The following is a 19,589-nucleotide window of genomic DNA, read 5'->3' as shown; positions in this document are numbered from 1 at the left end:
AAAGAAGCCGGCCGACGCGCCCGTGCCATCAGGCCAGGAACGGCCCCCAATCGGGCTCGCGCACGCTACCCGCTGCCGCCAGCCGCGTCTTGATGCGTCCGTCCAGGGTGGTGGTCATCAGCGACTCGCGGCCCTGCACGCGCGTGGCATAGATGATCAGGCGGCCGTTGGGCGAGAAGCTCGGGCTTTCGTCGGCGTTGGTGTCGGTCAGCGAGGTGACGGTTCCGCTGGCCAGATCCATCAAGCGCAGGCGATACGCGTCCCCGATGCGGGAGACGAAGGCCAGTTGCCGGCCGTCGGGGCTGACCGCCGGGGAGATGTTGTAGCCCCCCTCGAAGGTGACGCGCGTGACCTCGCGCCCATCCGGGGTCATGCGGTAGATCTGTGGCGAACCACCCCGGTCGCTGACGAAATAGACCGCCTTGCCGTCGGGGGCAAAGGCGGGCTCGGTGTCGATGCCGCCGGCTTGGGTGATGCGCTGGGGCTGGCCGCCATCCAGGTCGAGCGCGTAGATCTGCGAGCTGCCCGCCAGGGTCAGCGTGGCGTACAGGCGCCGGCCGTCGGGCGACCACGCCGGCGCGCTGTTGGAGCCGCGGAAACTCGCCAGCAGCCGGCGCCGGCCGGTGGCGATGTCGTGCGCGTAAATGACGGGCTTGAGCGATTCGAACGACACATAGGCAAGCTGTGTGCCGTTGGGCGACCACGCGGGAGAGATGATGGGCTCGCGGCTGGTCAGGGCGGGCTGGGCATTCTCGCCATCGGCATCGGCCACCCAGAGCTGGTGGCGGTCGCCGTTTTTGGTGACATAGGCGATGCGCGTGGAAAACACGCCCCGCTCGCCGGTGAGCTTTTCGTACACGTAGTCGGCAATGCGGTGCGCCGCCAGCCGCAGGTCGGCCGCGCTCACGGGGTAACTCAGCCCCCCCAGGTCGGTGCCGCGCACCACGTCCCACAATCGGAACCGGACGTCGAAACGGCCATCCGCCAGCCCGCGCACGCTGCCGGTGATCAGCGCATCCGCCCCCTGGGTGCGCCAGGGCCCGAGGTCAGGACGCGAAGCCTCGTCCAGCCCCGCGGGGCCGCCCGCAATCTGGCGAAGCTGGCCGCTGCGCACCAGGTCGGCCGCGACGATGGCCGCCACGTCCTGCGGCAGGCCGGAGGGCACCCGAAACGGGGCGACCGCGAACGGAATCTGCTGCACGCCGACACCGGTCACCTCGACCCGGAACTGGGCGGCTGCCGGCGCCGACCAGGCGGCCAACGCACCGGCCACAGCCGACGCGAGCAGCCCGCGGCGCGACAGCGGAGCGAACGACGGGGACGGCGCAGTGCCGCGTTCCAGACCGGACAGGGGGGTGCCGAAGCGATCAATGAGCGTCATCGAAACGGTGGTTGGCGGTCGGACGATGAGACGAGCACGGCACCGCATCGTGCGCGGTGTGTGCGGGGAATCTGTGCGGGAAATGCGCGGTACGGCGGATAATACCGGAAGCGTCACCGTGGCCCTGGGTGTCGACCACCCCCAAGAAAGTTCCCGCCGCAACGGCCCCGCTCCACCGCCCGCCTTGTCGACCACAGCGCCCGATCCCTCCCCATCTGCCGCCGGCCCCGAAGGGGCCGGGGCTGGCGCGCGCGTGCGCGACCGGTTGCGGCGCCTGTGGCCGTACTTTCGCCGCGCGCGGGCGGGGATGGGCATCGCCGCCCTGGGGGCCCTGCTGGCGGCGCTGACCGAGCCCGCCATCCCCGCCCTGCTGAAGCTGCTGCTCGACGAGGGGTTCATCGCGGGCGGCCTGCCCCTGTGGACGGTCCCCGTGGCGCTGATCGGCCTGTTCGCGCTGCGAGGGGTGGCCACCTTCGTCGCGCAGTACGGGCTGGCCTACACCACCAACGGGGGCATGGTGGCGCTGCGGCGCGCCATGTTCGAGCGGCTGGGCGAGGCGGACCTGCGCTTGTTCGCCGAACAAAACGCCAGCCGCCTGTCGAACACCCTGGTCTACGAAGTGCAAAACGGCGCTGGGCAGCTCGTCGGCGCGCTGCTCACCCTGGTGCGCACCGTGCTCACGATCGCCGCGCTGCTGGCCTATCTGCTGTGGCTGAACTGGCAGCTCACGCTGATCGTGCTGGCCATGTTCCCGCCGCTGTCCTGGGGCATGAAGGCGCTGTCGCGCCGGCTGTACGGCGTGACCCGGCGCAGCCAGGCCGCCACCGACGAACTGGCCTATGTGGTCGAGGAAAATGTGCTGGCCCACCGGCTGGTGCGGCTGCACGGCGCCCAGGCACAGCAACAGCGGCGGTTTGCGGCCCTCAACGCCGCGCTGCGCGGCCTGGCGCTCAAGAGCACGGTGGCGGCCGCGGCCATGACGCCGCTGTCGCAGATCCTGGCGGCCACGGCCTTGTCGGCCGTCATCATGGTGGCGCTGCACCAGGCCTCCGGCGGGGTGTCGGTCGGCAGCTTCGTCGGCTTCGTGACGGCGATGTTGATGCTCGTGACGCCGATTCGCCAGCTCGCGGACATCGCCACCCCGATCACGCGCGGGCTGGCTGCGCTGGAGCGCGGGGTGGCGCTGATCGAGGACACGCCGGTGCAAAGCGGCGGGCGGCACGACAGCGGGCGGGCGCAGGGGCGCATCAGCCTGCAGGACGTGTGGGTGCGCTATACGGGCCAGCCGGGCGCGGCGGTGCGCGGCGTGTCGCTGGAGATTGCGCCGGGCGAGGTGGTGGCGTTCGTCGGCCCGTCCGGATCGGGCAAGACGACGCTGATCAACCTGCTGCCTCGCTTCGTCGCCCCCAGCCACGGCACCGTGCGGCTCGACGGTGTGGATGTGCGGGAGTGGGATTTGCGCGCCCTGCGGCGGCAGTTTGCGATCGTCAGCCAGGACGTGGTCATGCTCAACGACACGGTGTTGACCAACGTGGCGCTGGGCGACGACCACCCCGACGAGGCGCGCGTGCGCGCCGCACTCGAGGCGGCCAACCTGGGCGACTGGTGGCCGACGCTGCCGCAGGGCCTGCAGACCGTCGTCGGCCACAACGCGGCCCAGTTGTCCGGCGGGCAACGCCAGCGGCTCGCCATCGCACGCGCGATTTACAAGGATGCGCCGGTGCTCATCCTGGACGAAGCCACCTCCGCCCTGGACAACGAGTCCGAGCGCCTGGTGCAAGAGGCCCTGGGCCGCCTGATGGCCGGGCGCACCACGCTCGTGATCGCGCACCGCCTCTCGACCATCGCGCATGCCGACCGCATCGTCGTGCTGGAGGCCGGGCGGGTGATCGAGCAGGGCCGCCACGGGGAATTGCTGGCCGCTGGCGGGCTGTACGCCCGGCTCTACGCCCAAGGCAGCGGCGGCTGGCTGGACGATGGCGAAAGCCCCGTCGCCGCCGCCGAGGACGCGACCTGAGCCGCTGCCGGCCCGCTCACATCAGCACGATGTCGTACTGCTCCTGCGTCATGGTGCTTTCGCTCTGCAGCGAAATGGGCTTGCCGATGAAGTCCGACAGTCCCGCGAGGTGTTGGCTTTCCTCGTCCAGAAAGCGCTCGACCACCTGCGGCGCGGCGATGATGCGGAACTCGCGCGGGTTGAAGGCGCGCGCCTCGCGCAGGATCTCGCGCAGGATGTCGTAGCAAACGGTGCGCGTGGTGCGCACCCGGCCGCGCCCGTCGCAGGCCGGGCAGGTTTCGGTCAGCATCTGCGCCAGCGATTCGCGCGTGCGCTTGCGCGTCATCTCCACCAGCCCCAGTTGCGAGAAGCCGCCAATCATCGTCTTGACGCGGTCGCGCGCGAGCTGCTTGCGCAGCTCGGCCAGCACGGCGTCGCGGTGGTCGTCGCGCACCATGTCGATGAAATCGATGATGACGATGCCGCCCAGGTTGCGCAGCCGCAATTGGCGCGCGATGGCCTGGGCCGCTTCCAGGTTGGTGCGAAAGACCGTGTCGTCGAAGTTGCGCGCCCCGACGAAGCCGCCAGTGTTGACATCGATCGTCGTCAGCGCCTCGGTCTGGTCGAACACCAGATAGCCGCCCGATTTGAGATCGACGCGGCGCCCGAGCGCGCGCTCGATCTCCTCGTCCACATGGTATTGGTCGAAGATGGGCCGCTCGCCGCGGTAGAGCACCAGCCGGTCCGCCACCTGCGGCGTGTACTCCTGGGCAAACGCCTGCAGGGCCGCAAACTGCTCGCGCGAATCCACCTGGATGGAGCGCGTCTGCGGCCCGGCCAGATCGCGCAGCACCCGCTGTAACAGGGTCAGATCCTCGTGCAGCAGCGCGGGGGGCGCCACCTGCACTGCCCGCTCGCGGATGCGGGCCCAGGTCTTGCGCAGGTAGGCGATGTCCTCGGCCAGTTCTTCGTCGCTGGCGTCCTCGGCATTCGTGCGCAGGATGAAGCCGCCCCCGCCGTCGCCCACCAGGGCGAGCAGGCGTTGGCGCAGCGCCTCGCGCTGGGCCGGCGGGATTTTCTGCGACACGCCGACGTGCCCGTCCTGGGGCAGAAACACCAGCAGCCGCCCCGCGATGCTGATCTGTGCGGTCAGCCGCGCACCCTTGGTGCCGATCGGGTCCTTGAGCACCTGCACCAGGATCGACTGCCCCTCGAACACCTGGCGCTCGATGGGGGGCACGCTGGGGGTCTCGGGCTCGCCCGCGCGCGCCGGGGCATGGCGGGCGTTGATCTGCGGCAGCAAATCGGCCACGTGCAGAAACGCCGTGCGCTCCAGCCCGATGTCGATGAACGCGGACTGCATGCCGGGCAGCACCCGCTGCACCCGCCCGACATAGATGTTGCCCACCAGACCGCGCTCCAGCGCGCGCTCCAGCAGCACCTCCTGCACCGCCCCCTGTTCGATCAGGGCGACGCGGGACTCCTGCGGGGACCAGTTGATGAGGATGTCGTGCTGGGCCATGGTGGCCGACAGCTTACCGCAGAGACAGGCCGGCGCGGCGCAGCAACTCGGCCGTCTCGTACGCGGGCAGGCCCATGATGCCGGTGTAGCTGCCGGTGATGCGCCGCGCCCACAGGCCGGCGCGGCCCTGGATGCCGTAGGCGCCCGCCTTGCCGAACGGCTCGCCGGTGGCGATGTAGGCCGCAATGTCCTCCGCCGTCAGGGGCTTGAAGGTGACCGTCGAGCGGTTCACCGCCAGCCACTCGCGCCGCCCCCGCGCGACCGCTACTGCGGTGAGCACCTGGTGGCGCCGGCCCGACAGGCGCTGCAGCATGCGGGTGGCGTCCGCGGCGTCCGCCGGCTTGCCCAGGACGTCGCCCCCGTCCGCCACGGTGGTGTCGGCACACAGAACCAGACCGGCCGGCCAGCCCCGGCGCTGGCGCCGGGCCTCCGCCGCCCGCAGCTTTAGGCGGGTGACGCGCCGCACATAGGCCTGCGGCGCCTCCCCGGGCTGCACGCACTCCAGCGCCTCGGGGTCCTCGTCGGCATCCGGCCGCAGCGGCACGGCGGTCACGCCCCACTGCTCCAGCAACTGGCGGCGGCGTGGGCTTTGCGACGCCAGGTACACCCATGGGCGGTCGTCGGTGGGCAGATCGGGTCGGGCCTCGGTCATTCGCGGTGGTAGGGGTGGCCGGTGTTGATGGACCACGCCCGGTAGAGTTGTTCGATGAGCAGCACACGCGCCAGCGCGTGCGGCAAGGTCAGGTCGGACAGGCGCAGCCGGTGCTGGGCGGCCTGGCGCAGCGCGGGATCCAGCCCGTCCGGCCCGCCAATCACGAAAGCGACGTCGGCGCCGTCGAGCTGCCACTGCCGCAGGCGCTGCGCCAGCTCCTGCGTGGTGCAGCGGTCGCCGCGCTCGTCCAGCACGACCAGGCGGGCGCCTTTGGGGCAGGCGGCCTCCAAGCGCTGGCGCTCGGCCGCCATCAGCGCTTCCGGGGGTTTGCCGCTGGTGCGCGGCTCGGCCTTGACGGTGCGCAGATGCACCCGCGCCTCGGGCGGAAAGCGTTTGGCGTAATCCTCGTAAGCCGCCTCGGCCCAGTCGGGCATGCGCTGGCCCACGGCCAGCAAATGCCACTTCATGCGGCGTCGTCGGCCGCCGGGCGGCGGCGCCGCGGCGCGGACGCCCGCGGGGCGGTGCCCCCAGCCGCCGATGGGGTGGCGGCACGCGGGGCCGCCCGGCGCAGGCGCACCGGCTTGCCACCCCAGATCTCTTCCAGCCGGTAGTACTGGCGAATGGCGGGCTGCATCACATGCACGACGGCCGAGCCGCAGTCCACGATGATCCACTCGCCGTTGTCCTCGCCCTCCACCCGGGGCTTGGCAAAGCCGGCCTCGGCCACTTTGTCGCGCACGCTGGCGGCCAGCGCCTTGGTCTGGCGGTTGGAGGTGCCGCTGGCGATGATGACCCGCTCGAACAGCGGTGTGATCGCCTCGGTGTTGAAGACTTGGATGTCCTGGGCCTTGACGTCCTCGAGGCCGTCAACGATGGCGCGCTGGAGTTTCTGGATCTGACGTTGGGCGGCGGTATCGGTCATGGAATCGGTGTGTCAAGCGGCCGGCCCGTGCGTCGCAGCATAGAGCCGATGGTCGGAAATATACCGCGCGACGGCAGGCGGCACCAGCGCCGCCCCATCCGGGGCGGGGGTCGCGTCACGGGCGCCGGATGGCCGGTTGGCCTGGCGCCACTGGTCGCGCACAGCCGTGGCGCTCAGATCCGTCGGGGGCAGATCGAGCGCGACGAACGGCAGCCCCACCTGGGTCAGATCGGGCAGCGGCGCACCGCTCTCGGCCAGCGGCCGGTTGGCCACGGCCACCGTCGCCCAGCGCAGAATGTCCTCCCAGCGCCGCCAGGAGCGAAAGGCCAGCCACTGATCGGCCCCCATGACCACAAACAGCGCCGCCCCGGGATGCTCGGTGCGCAGTTCGGCCAGGGTGTCCACGGTGTACGTCGGGCCGTCGCGGGCGATCTCGCGCGCATCCACCACCACCCCAGGCAAATCGGCAAAGGCCAGGCGGCACATGGCCAGTCGGTGCCGCGCGTCGGTCAGGGGGCGTGCCTTGTGCCAGGCCTGTCCAGTGGGCAGGACCAGCAGGGTGTCGAGCGCGAGTTGCCGCAGCGCCGCCTCGGCCAGGGCCCGGTGCGCGCGATGGGGCGGGTCGAATGCGCCGCCGTACACACCGATGCGGCGCGCAGCAGGGGCGCACACGGGGGCAGTGCCGGTCACAGCCAGTCGCGGCGCACCAGAAATTCGGTCAACAGCCGATGCTCGGGCGTACCGGGCTGGGGCCGCTCGTTGTACGACCAGCGCACCAGCGGCGGCATGGACAGCAGGATGGACTCGGTGCGCCCGCCCGACTGCAACCCGAAGTGCGTCCCCCGGTCCCAGACCAGGTTGAACTCGACATAGCGGCCGCGGCGGTAGAGCTGGAACTGGCGTTCGCGCTCGCCATAGGGTGTGCCGACGCGGCGCTGCACGATGGGCAGGTAGGCGTGCAAAAAGGCGTCGCCCACGGCGCGCGTCATCGCAAAACCGCCCTCGAAGCCCAGCTCCGAAAAGTCGTCGTAAAAAATCCCGCCGATGCCGCGCTGCTCACCGCGGTGGCGCAGGCAGAAGTAGTCGTCGCACCAGGCCTTGAAGCGCGGGTATTTGTCCGCGCCAAAAGGCGCCAGCGCCTGCGCGCAGGTGCGGTGGAAGTGCACCGCATCCTCCTCGAAGCCGTAGTAGGGCGTGAGGTCCATGCCACCGCCGAACCAGCTCACCACCTCGCCGCCGCGGGCCGGGCGCGCCGTGATCATGCGCACGTTCATGTGCACGGTGGGCACGTAGGGGTTGCGCGGATGGAACACCAGCGACACCCCCAGGGCCTCGAACGGCGCGCCGGCCAACTCGGGGCGGTGCTGCGTGGCCGACGGGGGCAGCTTGGGGCCGCTGACGTGGGAAAACCCGCAGCCGGCGCGCTCGAACACCTCGCCGCCTTCCAGGATTTGCGTTACGCCGCTGCCCTGCAGTGCCTCCCCCGGCGCCTTCTCCCAGGCGTCGGACAGGAAGGAGCGGCCGTCGATCTCGGAAATGGCGCTGGTGATGCGCTGCTGCAAACCCAACAGGTATTCGCGCATCTGGGTCACGGGCTCGTGGGCCATGGTTGCCTCCTCGGGGGCGCGGTGGGCGGCCGGCCTGCCCGGCCGCGGGCGCGTTCAGCCGGCCTGGCGCGCCAGCGCGCGGTGGCCGATGTCGTGTCGGTACTGCATGCCGTCGAAGGCGATGCCGCGCACCAGCGCATACGCGCGGTCGCGGGCCGCGGCAACGTCGGCCCCCAGCGCGGTGGCGCACAGCACGCGCCCGCCGCTGGTCACCAACTGCCCCTGCTGCAGCGCGGTGCCCGCGTGGAAGACGACGGCATCCGCCGCGTCCGCCGGCAGCGCGGTGATGGCATCCCCCTTGCGGGGCGTGAGCGGGTAGCCCGCCGCGGCCACCACCACGCCCAGGGCGACGCGCGGATCCCAGTCCAAGGACACGGTGTCCAGCCGCCCATCGGTGGCCGCCAGCAACACCTCCACCAGGTCGCTGCGCAGGCGCATCAGGATGGGCTGCGTCTCGGGGTCGCCCATGCGGCAGTTGAACTCCAGCGTCTGGATGCTGCCATCCGGCGCCACCATCAACCCCGCATACAAAAAGCCCGTGTACGGCGTGCCCTCGGCCGCCATGGCGCGCACGGTCGGCTCGATCACCTCGCGCAGGGCACGCGCATGCACCGCGGGCGTGACGACGGGCGCGGGCGAATAGGCGCCCATGCCGCCGGTGTTGGGCCCGGCGTCGCCGTCCAGCAGCCGCTTGTGGTCCTGGCTGGTGGCCAGCGGCAGCACATGGGTGCCATCCACCAGCACGATGAAGCTGGCCTCCTCCCCTTGAAGGTAGGACTCGATGACCACGCGCGCGCCCTCGGCGTTGTGCTGCACGCCCAGGCGGTTGTCCACCAGCATGAAGTCGATCGCCTCGTGCGCCTCGGCGGCGGTCATGGCCACCACCACGCCCTTGCCCGCCGCCAGGCCGTCGGCCTTGACGACGATGGGGGCGCCCACCCGGTCCACGTAGGCGTGCGCCGCCGCGGGGTCGGAGAAGGTCTCGTGCGCCGCGGTGGGGATGCCGTGGCGCTGCATGAACGCCTTGGCAAAGGCCTTGGAGCTTTCGAGCTGCGCGGCCGCCTGCGTCGGGCCGAAGATGCGCAGGCCTGCGGCGCGAAAGACGTCCACGATGCCGGCGGCCAGCGGCGCTTCCGGCCCCACCACGGTCAGGCCGATGCGGTTGGCCAGCGCCCAGTCGCGCAAGGCCGCAACGTCGGTGATCGGCACATTGACCAGATCCGGATCGCGCGCGGTACCGCCATTGCCGGGCGCGACGAAGACCTGCTCCGCGCGCGGGGATTGTTTAAGCTTCCACGCCAGCGCGTGCTCGCGGCCGCCGCCGCCGACGACCAGCACCCGAATGCGTTCGCTCATTCCGGCAGTTCCGCGTTGTGGAAGACGTCCTGCACGTCATCCAGGTCTTCGATGGCGTCGAGCAGCTTTTGCATGCGCTGCGCGTCCTCGCCCTCCAGCACCACGGAGTTGGAGGGCCGCCAGGTGATGTCGGCCATCGCGGGGGTCAGCCCCGCGGCCTGCAGCGCGTCGCGCACGGCCTCGAACTGCGCCGGCGCGGTCAGCACCTCGATGGAGCCGTCCTCCTGCGTGATCACGTCGTCGGCGCCGGCCTCCAGGGCGACTTCCATCACCTTGTCCTCGCTGGTGCCGGGCTCGAAGACGATCTGGCCGCAGTGCTGAAACTGGAACGCCACCGACCCCTCGGTGCCCAGGTTGCCGCCGTGCTTGCTGAAGGCATGGCGCACCTCGGCCACGGTGCGCACGCGGTTGTCGGTCATGCAGTCGACGATGACGGCCGCGCCGCCGATGCCGTAGCCCTCGTAGCGCACCTCTTCGTAGTTGACGCCCTCGAGGTTGCCGGTGGCCTTGTCGATGTTGCGCTTGATGGTGTCGGCCGGCATGTTGGCGGCCTTGGCCTTGTCGATGGCCAGCCGCAGGCGCGGGTTGGCGGCCGGGTCACCGCCGCCCTGGCGGGCGGCGATCATGATCTCGCGCACCACGCGCGTCCAGATGCGCTGGCGCTTCTCGTCCTGGCGCGCCTTGCGGTGCTGGATGTTGGCCCACTTGGAATGTCCTGCCATGCAAACCTCGTCGATTCCGTCGCGATAATCGGGTCAGGCTGACCGTTGGGGTAACCCGTTATTCTACGCGGCCCCCTGCTGCGGCCTGCCGCCAGCGACTCCAACCCTGCCCTCACGCCCCGGACACCTCACCATGACCGAGCCGATTCTGATCGCCCGCCGCGACGCCGTCGAGTGCCTGCTGCTGCCCGACAAGGCCAACCGCCACGGACTGGTGGCCGGCGCCACCGGCACCGGCAAGACCGTCACCCTGCAGACACTGGCCGAGGGTTTCTCGCGCGTGGGGGTGCCGGTGTTCATGGCCGACGTCAAGGGCGACCTGACCGGCATCAGCCAGCCCGGGCGCATCGAGGGCAAGCTGGCCCAGGTGCTGGCCGAGCGCGGCCTGCCGCCGCCCCAGCCGGCGGCCTGCCCGGTGACGCTGTGGGACGTGTTCGGCGAGCAGGGCCACCCGGTGCGCGCCACCATCAGCGACATGGGCCCGCTGCTGCTGGCGCGCATGCTCGGCCTCAACGACACCCAGGCCGGCGTGCTCAACCTGGTGTTCAAGATCGCCGACGACCAAGGCCTGCTCCTGCTGGACCTGAAAGACCTGCGCGCAATGCTGCAGCACGTCGGCGACAACGCCCGGCAGTTCACCACCGAATACGGCAACATCAGCGCGGCCAGCATCGGCGCCATCCAGCGCGGGCTGCTGGCGCTGGAACAGCAGGGGGCGGACCGGTTTTTTGGCGAGCCGATGCTCGACATCGCCGACCTGATGCAGACCGTGAACGGCCAAGGCGTGGTCAACATCCTGGCTGCCGACAAGCTGCTCAACGCGCCGCGGCTGTACGGCACCTTTTTGCTGTGGCTGCTGTCGGAGCTGTTCGAGGCGCTGCCCGAGGTGGGCGACCTGGACAAGCCCAAGCTCGTGTTCTTTTTTGACGAGGCGCACCTGCTGTTCGAAGACGCCCCCAAGGTGTTGGTGGAGCGCATCGAACTGGTCGTGCGCCTGGTGCGCTCCAAGGGCGTGGGCGTGTACTTCGTCACCCAGAATCCGCTCGACATCCCGGACAGCGTGCTGGGCCAGTTGGGCAACCGCATCCAGCACGCGCTGCGGGCCTTCACCCCGCGCGACCAGAAGGCCGTCAAGGCCACCGCACAGACGATGCGGCCCAAGGCGGGGCTGGACATCGAGGCCGCGATCACCGAACTGGCCGTGGGCGAGGCCCTGGTGAGCCTGCTCGATGCCAAGGGCCGCCCGAGCGAGACCGAGCGGGTCTGGATCATGCCCCCCGGCAGCCGCCTGGGGCCGGTGACACCGCAGGAGCGCCAGGCGCTGCTGCGCGGCTCGCTGGTGGCGGGGGTGTACGACCAGGCGGTGGACCGCGAAAGCGCCTACGAGCGGCTGCGCGCCAGTCACCAGGGCGGGCAGCCGCCGCGCGACGGTGCGGGCGCCACCGGCTCGACGGCCGCCACGCCCCGGTCGGCACCGGCCGATTCCACCGGCCTGGGTGCCCGCGTGGGCGAGGTGCTGTTTGGCCGCACCGGCCCGCGCGGCGGGCAGCACGACGGGCTGGTCCAGGCGGTGGTCAAGACCGCGGTGCGCGAGATCGGCGCCAACCTGGGCCGGCAGCTGGTGCGCGGGCTGCTGGGCGGTCTGGTCGGCGGCAGCACCCGGCGGCGCTGAGCGGCGTCGGCAGCCGCCCCCGGGTTTGTGCCCTCCCTGCCCGGGACGGCGTCGGCCTACACTGAGCACCATTGCATCGGCACACGAGGAGACACACGCAATGACCGCCTGGCTGGCCCTCGTCGGGTGGAGCCTTGCCGCTGTCCTGGGGGTCGGCTGGTGGCGCGCGCGGCGGGATCGACGCCATGCCCACGACCTGCTGCGGGACGAGCAGCGTTGGGTCCTGGAGCTGTTCGACCGCCTCGACATCGCGCACTGGCGGCGCAACCTGGACACGCAGGAGCTGTGGTGGTCGGATGTGTTCCGGCGCATGCACGGCATCGCACCGGACGAGCCGGCCGAGCGCGAACGCTCGCTGCGCCAGTTGGTCCCGGAAGACCGCGAGCGGGTGAATCGCGTACTGGAAGAGTCTTACGCGCGCGGCAGCGGTGAGGCGGGCTACCGGATCCAGCAGCCGGACGGCCGCATCACCCACCACATGCTGCGCATCGTCGTGACGCGCGAACCGGCCACGGGGCAGCGCATCGCATTTGGCGTCAACCTCGACATCAGCGAGCGGGCGCGGCTGGAGGCGGCGCTGCGCGAGCGATCGGCATACCTGGAAGCCATCGTGCAAAACCTGCCGATGGGCTTGAGCGTGTTCGACCGCCAGCTCAAACTGCGGGTCTGGAATGCGGAATTCGGGCGCGTGCTCGACTTGCCGCAGGAGCTGCTCTACGACGGGGTGGACTTCGACGACCTGATCCGGGTGCCGGCCCAGCGCGGCGAGTACGGTGCGGTGGATCCGGAGCAGGCGGTGGCCGAACGCCGGCGCCTCGCGCTGCAATTTCGCGCCCACCGGCTGGAGCGCACCCGTCCCAACGGCCGCACGCACCTGGTCATTGGCGAGCCGATTCTGCGCGATGGCGAGGTGGTGGGCTTCGTCACCACCTACACCGACATCACCGAGCAGAAGCAGGAGCGCGAGCGGCTGGCGCAGGCGCGCGACATCCTGCGCACGCTGGTGGACAACATTCCCGTCGGCGTCTCGATGGTCGATCGGGAGTTGCGCATGCAAGTCTGGAACGACCGCCTGCTCGACCTGCTGGACCTGCCCCGACCGCTGTTCGAGCGGCCCGATCTGACCCTGGTCGATGTGCTGCGCTACAACATCGAGCGCGGCGAATACGGCGCGCAAACCGACCCGCACCGCCTGCTTGCGGAGATGCGCGAGCGCGCCCTGCGTTTCGAGCCGCACGAGTTCGAGCGCGTCCGCCCGAATGGTCGGGTGCTGCATGTGCGCGGCCAGCCGTTGGCGACGGGCGGCTTCGTCACCGTGTACACCGACGTCACCGAACGCCGCGCCGCCCAGGACACCATCGAGCGGCTGGCGCGCACCGACGCCCTCACCGGTCTGACCAACCGGCATGCACTGCCGGTCGCGCTGGACCAGGCGCTGGCCGCGGCCGAGCGCGACGGCCGCCCCCTGGGCGTGCTGTTCATCGATCTGGACCGCTTCAAGGCCATCAACGACTCTCTGGGGCACGAGGCTGGCGACCAGGTGCTGGTGGAGGCAGCGCAGCGGCTGCGCTCCCGCCTGCGGGCCAGCGACATCGTCGCGCGCATCGGTGGCGACGAATTCGTCGTGGCCTTGACCGGCATGCAGGACGAAGCCGACGCAGCGCGGGTTGCGTTGCAGATCGTGCAAGCCATGTCGGAGCCCTTCACCGTCGACAGCGGGGCCCATGGGGTGCTGCGCGCCTATGTCACGCCGTCGATCGGCATCGCCTCCTTCCCACGCGACGGGCGCCGTGCCGCGGAGCTGCTGCGGCTGGCCGACATCGCGATGTACCACGCCAAGGGCGATGGCGGCGCGGGGTGGCGCTACTACACCCCGGCCATGAACGAACAGGTCCTGCGCCGCATCGACCTGGAGGCGCGCCTGCGCGAGGCCATCGCGGGCGACGCCCTCGAGCTGTACTACCAGCCCATCCACGCGCTGAGCGACGGGATGCCGCTGCTGGGCTTCGAGGCCCTGCTGCGCTGGCCGCAGGCGGATGGCAACGTGCTGTCGCCGGCCGCCTTCGTGCCGATGGCCGAGCAGTCGGCCGACCTGATCGAGGCGCTGGGCCGCTGGGTGTGCACGGCGGTTGCCCGCCAGCGGCAGCGCTGGCAGCACCTGTACCCGGAGTGGCCGCTGTTGCTCAGCATCAACCTGTCGGCGCGCCAGTTCGACCGCGAGGGGCTGGCCGAGCGCATCCGCGAGGCCTTCGCCGCAGCCGACCCCGAAGGTGCCGCGGCCGCGCTGCCCCTGCTCGGCATCGAGTTCGAAATCACCGAGGGGGCCATGATGCGCGACCCGCGGCGCGCCGAAGCCGAGCTGTCGCGCCTGCGCGAGCTGGGCGCGCGCATCGCGATCGACGACTTTGGCACGGGGTACTCGTCCCTGGCCTACCTGAAGCACCTGCCGATCGACCGGCTCAAGATCGACCGCACCTTCGTGCGGGATGTGGCCGACGATGCGGACGATGCGGCCATCGTCACCGCGGCCGTCGCCCTGGCGCACCGCCTGGGGCGCGAGGCGGTGGCCGAAGGCGTGGAGACGGCCGCGCAACTGCATGCGCTGCGCCAGATCGGCTGCGACGCGGTGCAGGGCTTTGGGCTGGGGCGGCCCATGCCGGCCCTGCAGGTGGGTGGCCATCTGCAGCGCGTGGCGCGCGGCGAGCACCTGGCGCTGTGGCGGGCCGCCGGTCAGTCCTCCGGCGCCAGCGAGGTGGCGTAGTCCATCAAATCGGCCAGGATCGCCTGCGCGCGCTCGTCACCGCGCTCGACGGCGCCTTCGGCCAATGCATCCAGCCGCTCCAGATAGGCTGGCAGCGGTGCAAAGCCCCCGGTGCCGTCCATCAACCGGGCGCGGCAGTGGGCGCGCCAGCGCAAGCGCTCATCGTCGCGCAGCGACTCCGGGTGGTTGCGGGCGCGAAAGCGAAACACCAACTCCGGCAGCCGCGGATCGTCGAACCCCGCGCGCTGCCACGCCGGATCGGCGGGGTCGAGCTGGCGCAGCCGCGCCAGCCGCCGGCGGTCCTCGTCACCGACGAAACCGTCGTAGAGCGCACCGTCCACATCGGCCGGTCCGGCAGGCGAGTCGCGCCCGAACAGCGCGGCCCACAGCGCGCCCAGATCGGGCAGGCCGGCGGCGTAGGCGGCGTGCCGCTCGATGAGTCCCAAATCCAGCCCGAAGCGCTCGGCGGCGCCATCTTTCAGCACCGCCGGGTTGCTGATCACCATGGGCGAGCGGTTGAGGTGAATGCTCTTGAGCGGCAGCCGCCGCACCCCTTCGGGCAAGTCCGCCTGGCGGGTGAACAGGCGCAGGCGGGCTTCCTCCGGCCGCAAATCGATCAGCTCGCGCGGATCGTGGGCCAGATCCCAGGCCAGCAGCTCGTTGCGGTTGGACGGGTGGCTGGCCAGCGGCCACATCACCGCCAGACAGCCCCGCTCGGTGGAAAACTGGCCCGACACATGCACGAAGGGGCGCGCCTGGCCCGCCAGCGCGGGCAGACCCAGCACCTGCATGACGCGATCGCGCCGGTGCAACCCAAAGGCATAGTCGAACAACCGCGGCTGGCGCTCGCGGATCAGGCGTGCCACCGCCACCGTGGCCAGCACATCCGACAGGGCGTCGTGCGCCTGGGCGTGGGCCAGGCCGTTGGCCGCCGTCAGATCCTCGAGGCGAAAACTCGGCCGCCCGTCGGGGTGGCGCGGCCACTCGATGCCTTGCGGGCGCAGCGCCCAGGTCATGCGCACGACGTCCAGCACATCCCAACGGCCGCAGCCGTTGCGCCACTCCCGGCCGTAAGGATCGAGCAGATTGCGCCACAACAGGTGGCGCGTGAACTCGTCGTCGAAGCGGATGGAGTTGTAGCCCACACCGACGGTGCCCGGACGCTCCAGCTCGGCCAGGATGGACTCGGCAAAGGTGCGCTCGCTGACGCCGCGGTCCAGACAGGTCTGGGGCGTGATGCCGGTAATCAGGCAGCTTTCCGGGTCGGGCAGATAGTCCGGTGCCGGGCGACAGTACGCAATGAGGGGCTCGCCGATGGGGTTGAGCTGGGCATCGGTGCGCAGACCGGCAAACTGGGCGGGCCGATCCCGCCGGGCGTCGGCGCCGAAGGTCTCGTAGTCGTGCCAAAAAAAGGTGTGGGCGGTCTGGGTCACCCGGACATGGTAACCGGTGCGCCGCGCTGGTCATGTCGGGTCACGTCGGCAACATGGGGGCACGCGGCCCCACGGGGCGTGGATTGGCGTACAGTGGGGCCATGCCGCCTAAGCCCCCTACTCCTCCCGTACCAGAGACCCTCCACACCGCCGTCGCCCCCTGCCCCTTGGGGGACGTGCGGGTCGCCGTCAGCCCGGCCGGCCTGTGCGCCGTCGCGCTGGGTATGCCGGACGACGCCTGGCGGGCCGATCTGCGCCGGCGTTTTCCCCGCGCGGCCCTCGCGGACGGTCAGGACACGCACCGCGCGTGGGCGGACGCGGTCGCCGCGCTCATCGAAGTCCCTGCCCAGGATTTCGCCCTGCCGCTGGACCTCCGCGGGACCGCCTTCCAGCAGCGCGTTTGGGCGGTGCTGCGCACCATTCCCCCCGGCCAGACCCTCGGCTACGGCGAGGTCGCCCGCCGTCTGGGCGCCCCCCGTGCCACGCGAGCCGTGGCGCAGGCCTGCGGCGCCAACCCGCTGGCGGTGGTGATTCCGTGCCACCGGGTGATCGCCAGCGACGGCCGCCTCACCGGCTACCGCTGGGGGCTGGAACGCAAGCGCGCGCTGCTGCAACGCGAGGGGGCACAGCCACGCGCCTGACCCCGCCCACGGCCCGGGGCTGGCCCGGGGCGGGTGCATCAGTCGGCCGTGGCCTCCTCCGGCTCGGCCGGTTCGGCCTTGCGGTCCTTCTTCGGCATCGGCTGGATGTCGAGCTTGACCTGCGGCTCGCCGCCGCCCTCGGGCGTCTCGACGTCCACCGTCAGGCGCCCGCCGTCCACCAGCCGGCCGAACAGCAGCTCGTCCGCCAGCGCCCGCCGGATCGTGTCCTGGATCAGGCGCTGCATCGGGCGTGCGCCCATCAGCGGGTCGAAGCCCTTCTTCGCCAGGTGCTTGCGCAGCGCGTCGGTGAAGGTGACCTCGACCTTCTTCTCGGCCAGCTGCTGCTCCAGCTGCAGCAGGAACTTGTCCACCACGCGCAGGATGACCTGCTCGTCCAGCGGCTTGAAGCTGACGATGGCGTCCAGCCGGTTGCGGAACTCCGGCGTGAACAGGCGCTTGATGTCGGCCATCTCGTCACCGGCCTGACGCTGCGTCGTGAAGCCGATGGTGGACTTGTTCATCGTCTCGGCGCCGGCGTTGGTCGTCATGATGATGATGACGTTGCGGAAGTCGGCCTTGCGCCCGTTGTTGTCGGTCAGCGTGCCGTGGTCCATCACCTGCAGCAGCACGTTGAAGATGTCCGGGTGCGCCTTCTCGATCTCGTCGAGCAGCAGCACGCAGTGCGGCTTCTTGGTGATGGCTTCCGTCAGCAGCCCGCCCTGGTCGAAGCCGACGTAGCCCGGCGGCGCGCCGATCAGGCGGCTGACCGCGTGGCGCTCCATGTACTCCGACATGTCGAAGCGGATCAGCTCGATGCCCAGAATGTAGGCGAGCTGCTTGGCCGCCTCCGTCTTGCCGACGCCGGTGGGGCCGCTGAACAGGAACGCGCCTATCGGCTTGTCCGGCTTGCCCAGGCCCGAGCGCGCCATCTTGACGGACGAGGCCAGGGCCTCCAGCGCCTTGTCCTGGCCGAACACCACGGCCTTGAGGTCGCGCTCCAGGTTTTGCAGCTTGCCGCGGTCGTCGCTGGACACGCTGGCCGGCGGAATGCGCGCGATCTTGGCGACGATCTCCTCGATCTCGGCCTTGCCGATGGTCTTTTTGCGCTTGGATGGCGCGACGATGCGCTGCGCCGCCCCGGCCTCGTCGATGACGTCGATGGCCTTGTCGGGCAGGTGGCGGTCGTTGATGTACTTGGCCGACAGCTCGGCCGCGGCCTGCAGCGCCGCGGCGGCGTACTTGACGCTGTGGTGCTCCTCGAAGCGCGACTTCAGGCCCTTGAGGATCTCGATGGTCTGCTCCACCGTGGGCTCGACCACGTCCACCTTCTGGAAGCGCCGCGACAGCGCCGCATCCTTCTCGAAGATGCCGCGGTACTCGGTGAAGGTGGTCGCGCCGATGCACTTGAGCTGGCCGCTGGACAGCGCGGGCTTGAGCAGGTTGGACGCATCCAGGGTGCCGCCGGAAGCGGCGCCCGCCCCGATCAGGGTGTGGATCTCGTCGATGAACAGGATGGCGTTGGGTTTGTCCTTGAGCGCCTTCAGCACGCCCTTGAGGCGTTGCTCGAAGTCGCCGCGGTACTTGGTGCCCGCCAGCAGCGCGCCCATGTCCAGGGAATACACCGTCGCATCGGCCAGCACGTCGGGCACGTCTTTTTGCACGATGCGCCACGCCAGCCCTTCGGCGATGGCGGTCTTGCCCACGCCCGCCTCGCCAACCAGCAGCGGGTTGTTCTTGCGCCGGCGGCACAGAATCTGGATCACCCGCTCGACCTCGTAGTCCCGCCCGATCAGGGGGTCGATCTTGCCATCCTTGGCCGACTGGTTGAGGTTCTGGGTGAACTGCTCCAGCACCGACGCCTTCTCGTTGCCCTTGGACTCGCCGGCCTCCTCGTTTTCGGCGGCGCTGCCCTCGCTGGACTTGGCGGGCTCGGGCGACTCGCCCTTGCGGATGCCGTGCGCGATGTAGTTGACCACGTCCAGCCGGGTGATGCCCTGCTGGTGCAGGTAGTACACCGCGTGCGAGTCCTTCTCGCCAAAGATGGCCACCAGCACGTTGGCGCCGGTGACCTCTTTCTTGCCGTTGCCGGTGGACTGCACATGCATGATGGCGCGCTGGATCACGCGCTGGAAGCCCAGCGTCGGTTGCGTGTCCACCTCGTCCGTCCCCGCCACGGTGGGCGTGTTGTCCTTGATGAAGGTGGTCAGCGACTTGCGCAGATCGTCGATGTTGGCGTTGCAGGCGCGCAGCACCTCGGCGGCGCTGGGGTTGTCCAGCAGCGCCAGCAGCAGATGCTCGACCGTGATGAATTCGTGCCGCTGCTGCCGGGCCTCGACAAAGGCCATGTGCAAGCTGACTTCAAGTTCCTGGGCAATCATGGGGCACTTCCTTCACTTCGGGGTTCAACTGTAGCGCGATGCATCCACCGGCACACTCGGGTATGTGGGGCGGAGTTCTCGTTATTCAACGGGTTCCGCCACGCACTGCAGCGGATGCCCCGCGGCCCGTGCGGCCTGGGTGACCTGTTCGACCTTGGTGGCGGCGACATCGCGGGTGTAGACGCCGCACACGCCGCGCCCGTGCACATGGATCTTGAGCATGATCTGGGTCGCCGTCTCGCGGTCCTTGTTGAAAAACTCCTGCAGCACGCGCACGACGAACTCCATCGGCGTGAAGTCGTCGTTGAGCAGGACGACCTGGTACATCTTGGGCGGCTGCACGCGCTGGCGGCGACGCTCCAACACCACCGCATCGCCGCCACCGGGCACGCTCGGGGTCAGATCGGGTTGTTTTGGTGTCGTGGCCATGGCAATCATTCTGCAATAAATTCGGCACCCCCACATGGGGTGCGGCCTGGCCGTCCGTCGCCCAAAAAGCACCGCCGCCCCAGGGGGCGGCGGCAGCGTGGGTCGCCAGGGATTACG

The 19,589-nt window shown here is 70.4% G+C and carries 16 protein-coding genes; 4 read left to right on the top strand and 12 right to left on the bottom strand.

The annotated features are described in order from the left end of the window. Positions 1-28 precede the first annotated feature (28 nt). On the bottom strand, positions 29-1,381 hold the full coding sequence (gene tolB / locus Tfont_RS05465) for a Tol-Pal system beta propeller repeat protein TolB (RefSeq protein ID WP_143968685.1): 1,353 nt from the start codon (positions 1,379-1,381) through the stop codon (positions 29-31). 184 nt (positions 1,382-1,565) lie between these two features. On the opposite strand from tolB, the gene msbA reads away from it, so the two are divergent. Continuing rightward, entirely contained in the window at positions 1,566-3,398 is a 1,833-nt protein-coding gene (gene msbA / locus Tfont_RS05460) for a lipid A export permease/ATP-binding protein MsbA (protein ID WP_390612310.1), read from the top strand. Positions 3,399-3,414: 16 nt separating this feature from the next. On the opposite strand, the gene rng is transcribed toward msbA, so the two are convergent. The 8 genes from rng to Tfont_RS05420 are packed head-to-tail and all read right to left on the bottom strand — an operon-like array spanning position 3,415 to position 10,158. Beyond that, entirely contained in the window at positions 3,415-4,899 is a 1,485-nt protein-coding gene (gene rng, locus Tfont_RS05455) for a ribonuclease G (RefSeq protein WP_143968683.1), read from the bottom strand. A gap of 13 nt (positions 4,900-4,912) precedes the next feature. Next, positions 4,913-5,551, bottom strand: coding sequence for a Maf family protein (locus Tfont_RS05450; RefSeq protein WP_143968682.1), 639 nt, complete (start codon positions 5,549-5,551; stop codon positions 4,913-4,915). Beyond that, complete coding sequence (gene rlmH / locus Tfont_RS05445) at positions 5,548-6,018, bottom strand: 23S rRNA (pseudouridine(1915)-N(3))-methyltransferase RlmH (protein ID WP_143968681.1); 471 nt, start codon at positions 6,016-6,018, stop codon at positions 5,548-5,550. The genes Tfont_RS05450 and rlmH overlap by 4 nt, the downstream gene beginning before the upstream one ends. Further along, positions 6,015-6,473 (bottom strand): ribosome silencing factor, encoded by a 459-nt coding sequence (gene rsfS / locus Tfont_RS05440; protein WP_260682281.1) that lies wholly within the window; start codon positions 6,471-6,473, stop codon positions 6,015-6,017. Before rsfS ends, rlmH begins: the two co-directional genes overlap by 4 nt. Positions 6,474-6,485: 12 nt before the next feature. Continuing rightward, the gene (gene nadD / locus Tfont_RS05435; RefSeq protein WP_143968680.1) at positions 6,486-7,145 is read right to left on the bottom strand and encodes a nicotinate (nicotinamide) nucleotide adenylyltransferase; all 660 of its coding nucleotides are present in this window, start codon (positions 7,143-7,145) and stop codon (positions 6,486-6,488) included. Between the two features lie 14 nt (positions 7,146-7,159). Further along, complete coding sequence (hemF, locus tag Tfont_RS05430; RefSeq protein WP_143968679.1) at positions 7,160-8,080, bottom strand: oxygen-dependent coproporphyrinogen oxidase; 921 nt, start codon at positions 8,078-8,080, stop codon at positions 7,160-7,162. Positions 8,081-8,134: 54 nt separating this feature from the next. Beyond that, a complete protein-coding gene (purD, locus tag Tfont_RS05425; RefSeq protein WP_143968712.1) occupies positions 8,135-9,424 on the bottom strand; it encodes a phosphoribosylamine--glycine ligase in 1,290 nt (429 codons plus the stop codon). Between the two features lie 8 nt (positions 9,425-9,432). Continuing rightward, the gene (locus Tfont_RS05420) at positions 9,433-10,158 is read right to left on the bottom strand and encodes a YebC/PmpR family DNA-binding transcriptional regulator (RefSeq protein ID WP_068610179.1); all 726 of its coding nucleotides are present in this window, start codon (positions 10,156-10,158) and stop codon (positions 9,433-9,435) included. Between the two features lie 133 nt (positions 10,159-10,291). Here Tfont_RS05420 and Tfont_RS05415 point away from each other — a divergent pair, with 133 nt between their 5' ends. Both Tfont_RS05415 and Tfont_RS05410 read left to right on the top strand, forming a co-directional pair. Further along, positions 10,292-11,830 carry a helicase HerA-like domain-containing protein gene (locus Tfont_RS05415; RefSeq protein WP_143968678.1) on the top strand — a complete coding sequence of 513 codons (1,539 nt, stop codon included), beginning with the start codon at positions 10,292-10,294 and terminating at the stop codon, positions 11,828-11,830. A gap of 100 nt (positions 11,831-11,930) precedes the next feature. Then, positions 11,931-14,591 (top strand): sensor domain-containing protein, encoded by a 2,661-nt coding sequence (locus tag Tfont_RS05410; protein WP_143968677.1) that lies wholly within the window; start codon positions 11,931-11,933, stop codon positions 14,589-14,591. Here the strand turns inward: Tfont_RS05410 and sbcB are convergent. After that, positions 14,561-16,024, bottom strand: coding sequence for an exodeoxyribonuclease I (gene sbcB / locus Tfont_RS05405; protein WP_143968676.1), 1,464 nt, complete (start codon positions 16,022-16,024; stop codon positions 14,561-14,563). The genes Tfont_RS05410 and sbcB overlap by 31 nt on opposite strands. 176 nt (positions 16,025-16,200) lie before the next feature. On the opposite strand from sbcB, the gene Tfont_RS05400 reads away from it, so the two are divergent. Continuing rightward, complete coding sequence (locus Tfont_RS05400; protein ID WP_260682285.1) at positions 16,201-16,665, top strand: methylated-DNA--[protein]-cysteine S-methyltransferase; 465 nt, start codon at positions 16,201-16,203, stop codon at positions 16,663-16,665. Between the two features lie 38 nt (positions 16,666-16,703). On the opposite strand, the gene clpA is transcribed toward Tfont_RS05400, so the two are convergent. Together clpA and clpS are read right to left on the bottom strand one after the other, a co-directional pair. Continuing rightward, positions 16,704-19,043, bottom strand: coding sequence for an ATP-dependent Clp protease ATP-binding subunit ClpA (gene clpA, locus Tfont_RS05395; protein ID WP_143968674.1), 2,340 nt, complete (start codon positions 19,041-19,043; stop codon positions 16,704-16,706). A gap of 81 nt (positions 19,044-19,124) precedes the next feature. Beyond that, the gene (clpS, locus tag Tfont_RS05390) at positions 19,125-19,481 is read right to left on the bottom strand and encodes an ATP-dependent Clp protease adapter ClpS (RefSeq protein ID WP_068610190.1); all 357 of its coding nucleotides are present in this window, start codon (positions 19,479-19,481) and stop codon (positions 19,125-19,127) included. Positions 19,482-19,589 lie beyond the last annotated feature (108 nt).

The sequence above is a fragment of the Tepidimonas fonticaldi genome, assembly GCF_007556755.1.
Taxonomy (GTDB): Bacteria; Pseudomonadota; Gammaproteobacteria; order Burkholderiales; family Burkholderiaceae_C; genus Tepidimonas; species Tepidimonas fonticaldi.
Note: the sequence above shows the minus strand (reverse complement) of the source record. Positions and strands in the feature narration are given on the sequence as shown.

What these genes read in the sequence shown, in the direction of transcription:
- Tfont_RS05420 (WP_068610179.1), bottom strand. Translation starts at nt 10,158, where the DNA reads ATGGCAGGACATTCCAAGTGGGCCAACATCCAGCACCGCAAGGCGCGC.
- clpA (WP_143968674.1), bottom strand. Translation starts at nt 19,043, where the DNA reads ATGATTGCCCAGGAACTTGAAGTCAGCTTGCACATGGCCTTTGTCGAG.
- rsfS (WP_260682281.1), bottom strand. Translation starts at nt 6,473, where the DNA reads ATGACCGATACCGCCGCCCAACGTCAGATCCAGAAACTCCAGCGCGCC.
- tolB (WP_143968685.1), bottom strand. Translation starts at nt 1,381, where the DNA reads ATGACGCTCATTGATCGCTTCGGCACCCCCCTGTCCGGTCTGGAACGC.
- clpS (WP_068610190.1), bottom strand. Translation starts at nt 19,481, where the DNA reads ATGATTGCCATGGCCACGACACCAAAACAACCCGATCTGACCCCGAGC.
- Tfont_RS05415 (WP_143968678.1), top strand. Translation starts at nt 10,292, where the DNA reads ATGACCGAGCCGATTCTGATCGCCCGCCGCGACGCCGTCGAGTGCCTG.
- Tfont_RS05450 (WP_143968682.1), bottom strand. Translation starts at nt 5,551, where the DNA reads ATGACCGAGGCCCGACCCGATCTGCCCACCGACGACCGCCCATGGGTG.
- hemF (WP_143968679.1), bottom strand. Translation starts at nt 8,080, where the DNA reads ATGGCCCACGAGCCCGTGACCCAGATGCGCGAATACCTGTTGGGTTTG.
- Tfont_RS05410 (WP_143968677.1), top strand. Translation starts at nt 11,931, where the DNA reads ATGACCGCCTGGCTGGCCCTCGTCGGGTGGAGCCTTGCCGCTGTCCTG.
- rng (WP_143968683.1), bottom strand. Translation starts at nt 4,899, where the DNA reads ATGGCCCAGCACGACATCCTCATCAACTGGTCCCCGCAGGAGTCCCGC.
- rlmH (WP_143968681.1), bottom strand. Translation starts at nt 6,018, where the DNA reads ATGAAGTGGCATTTGCTGGCCGTGGGCCAGCGCATGCCCGACTGGGCC.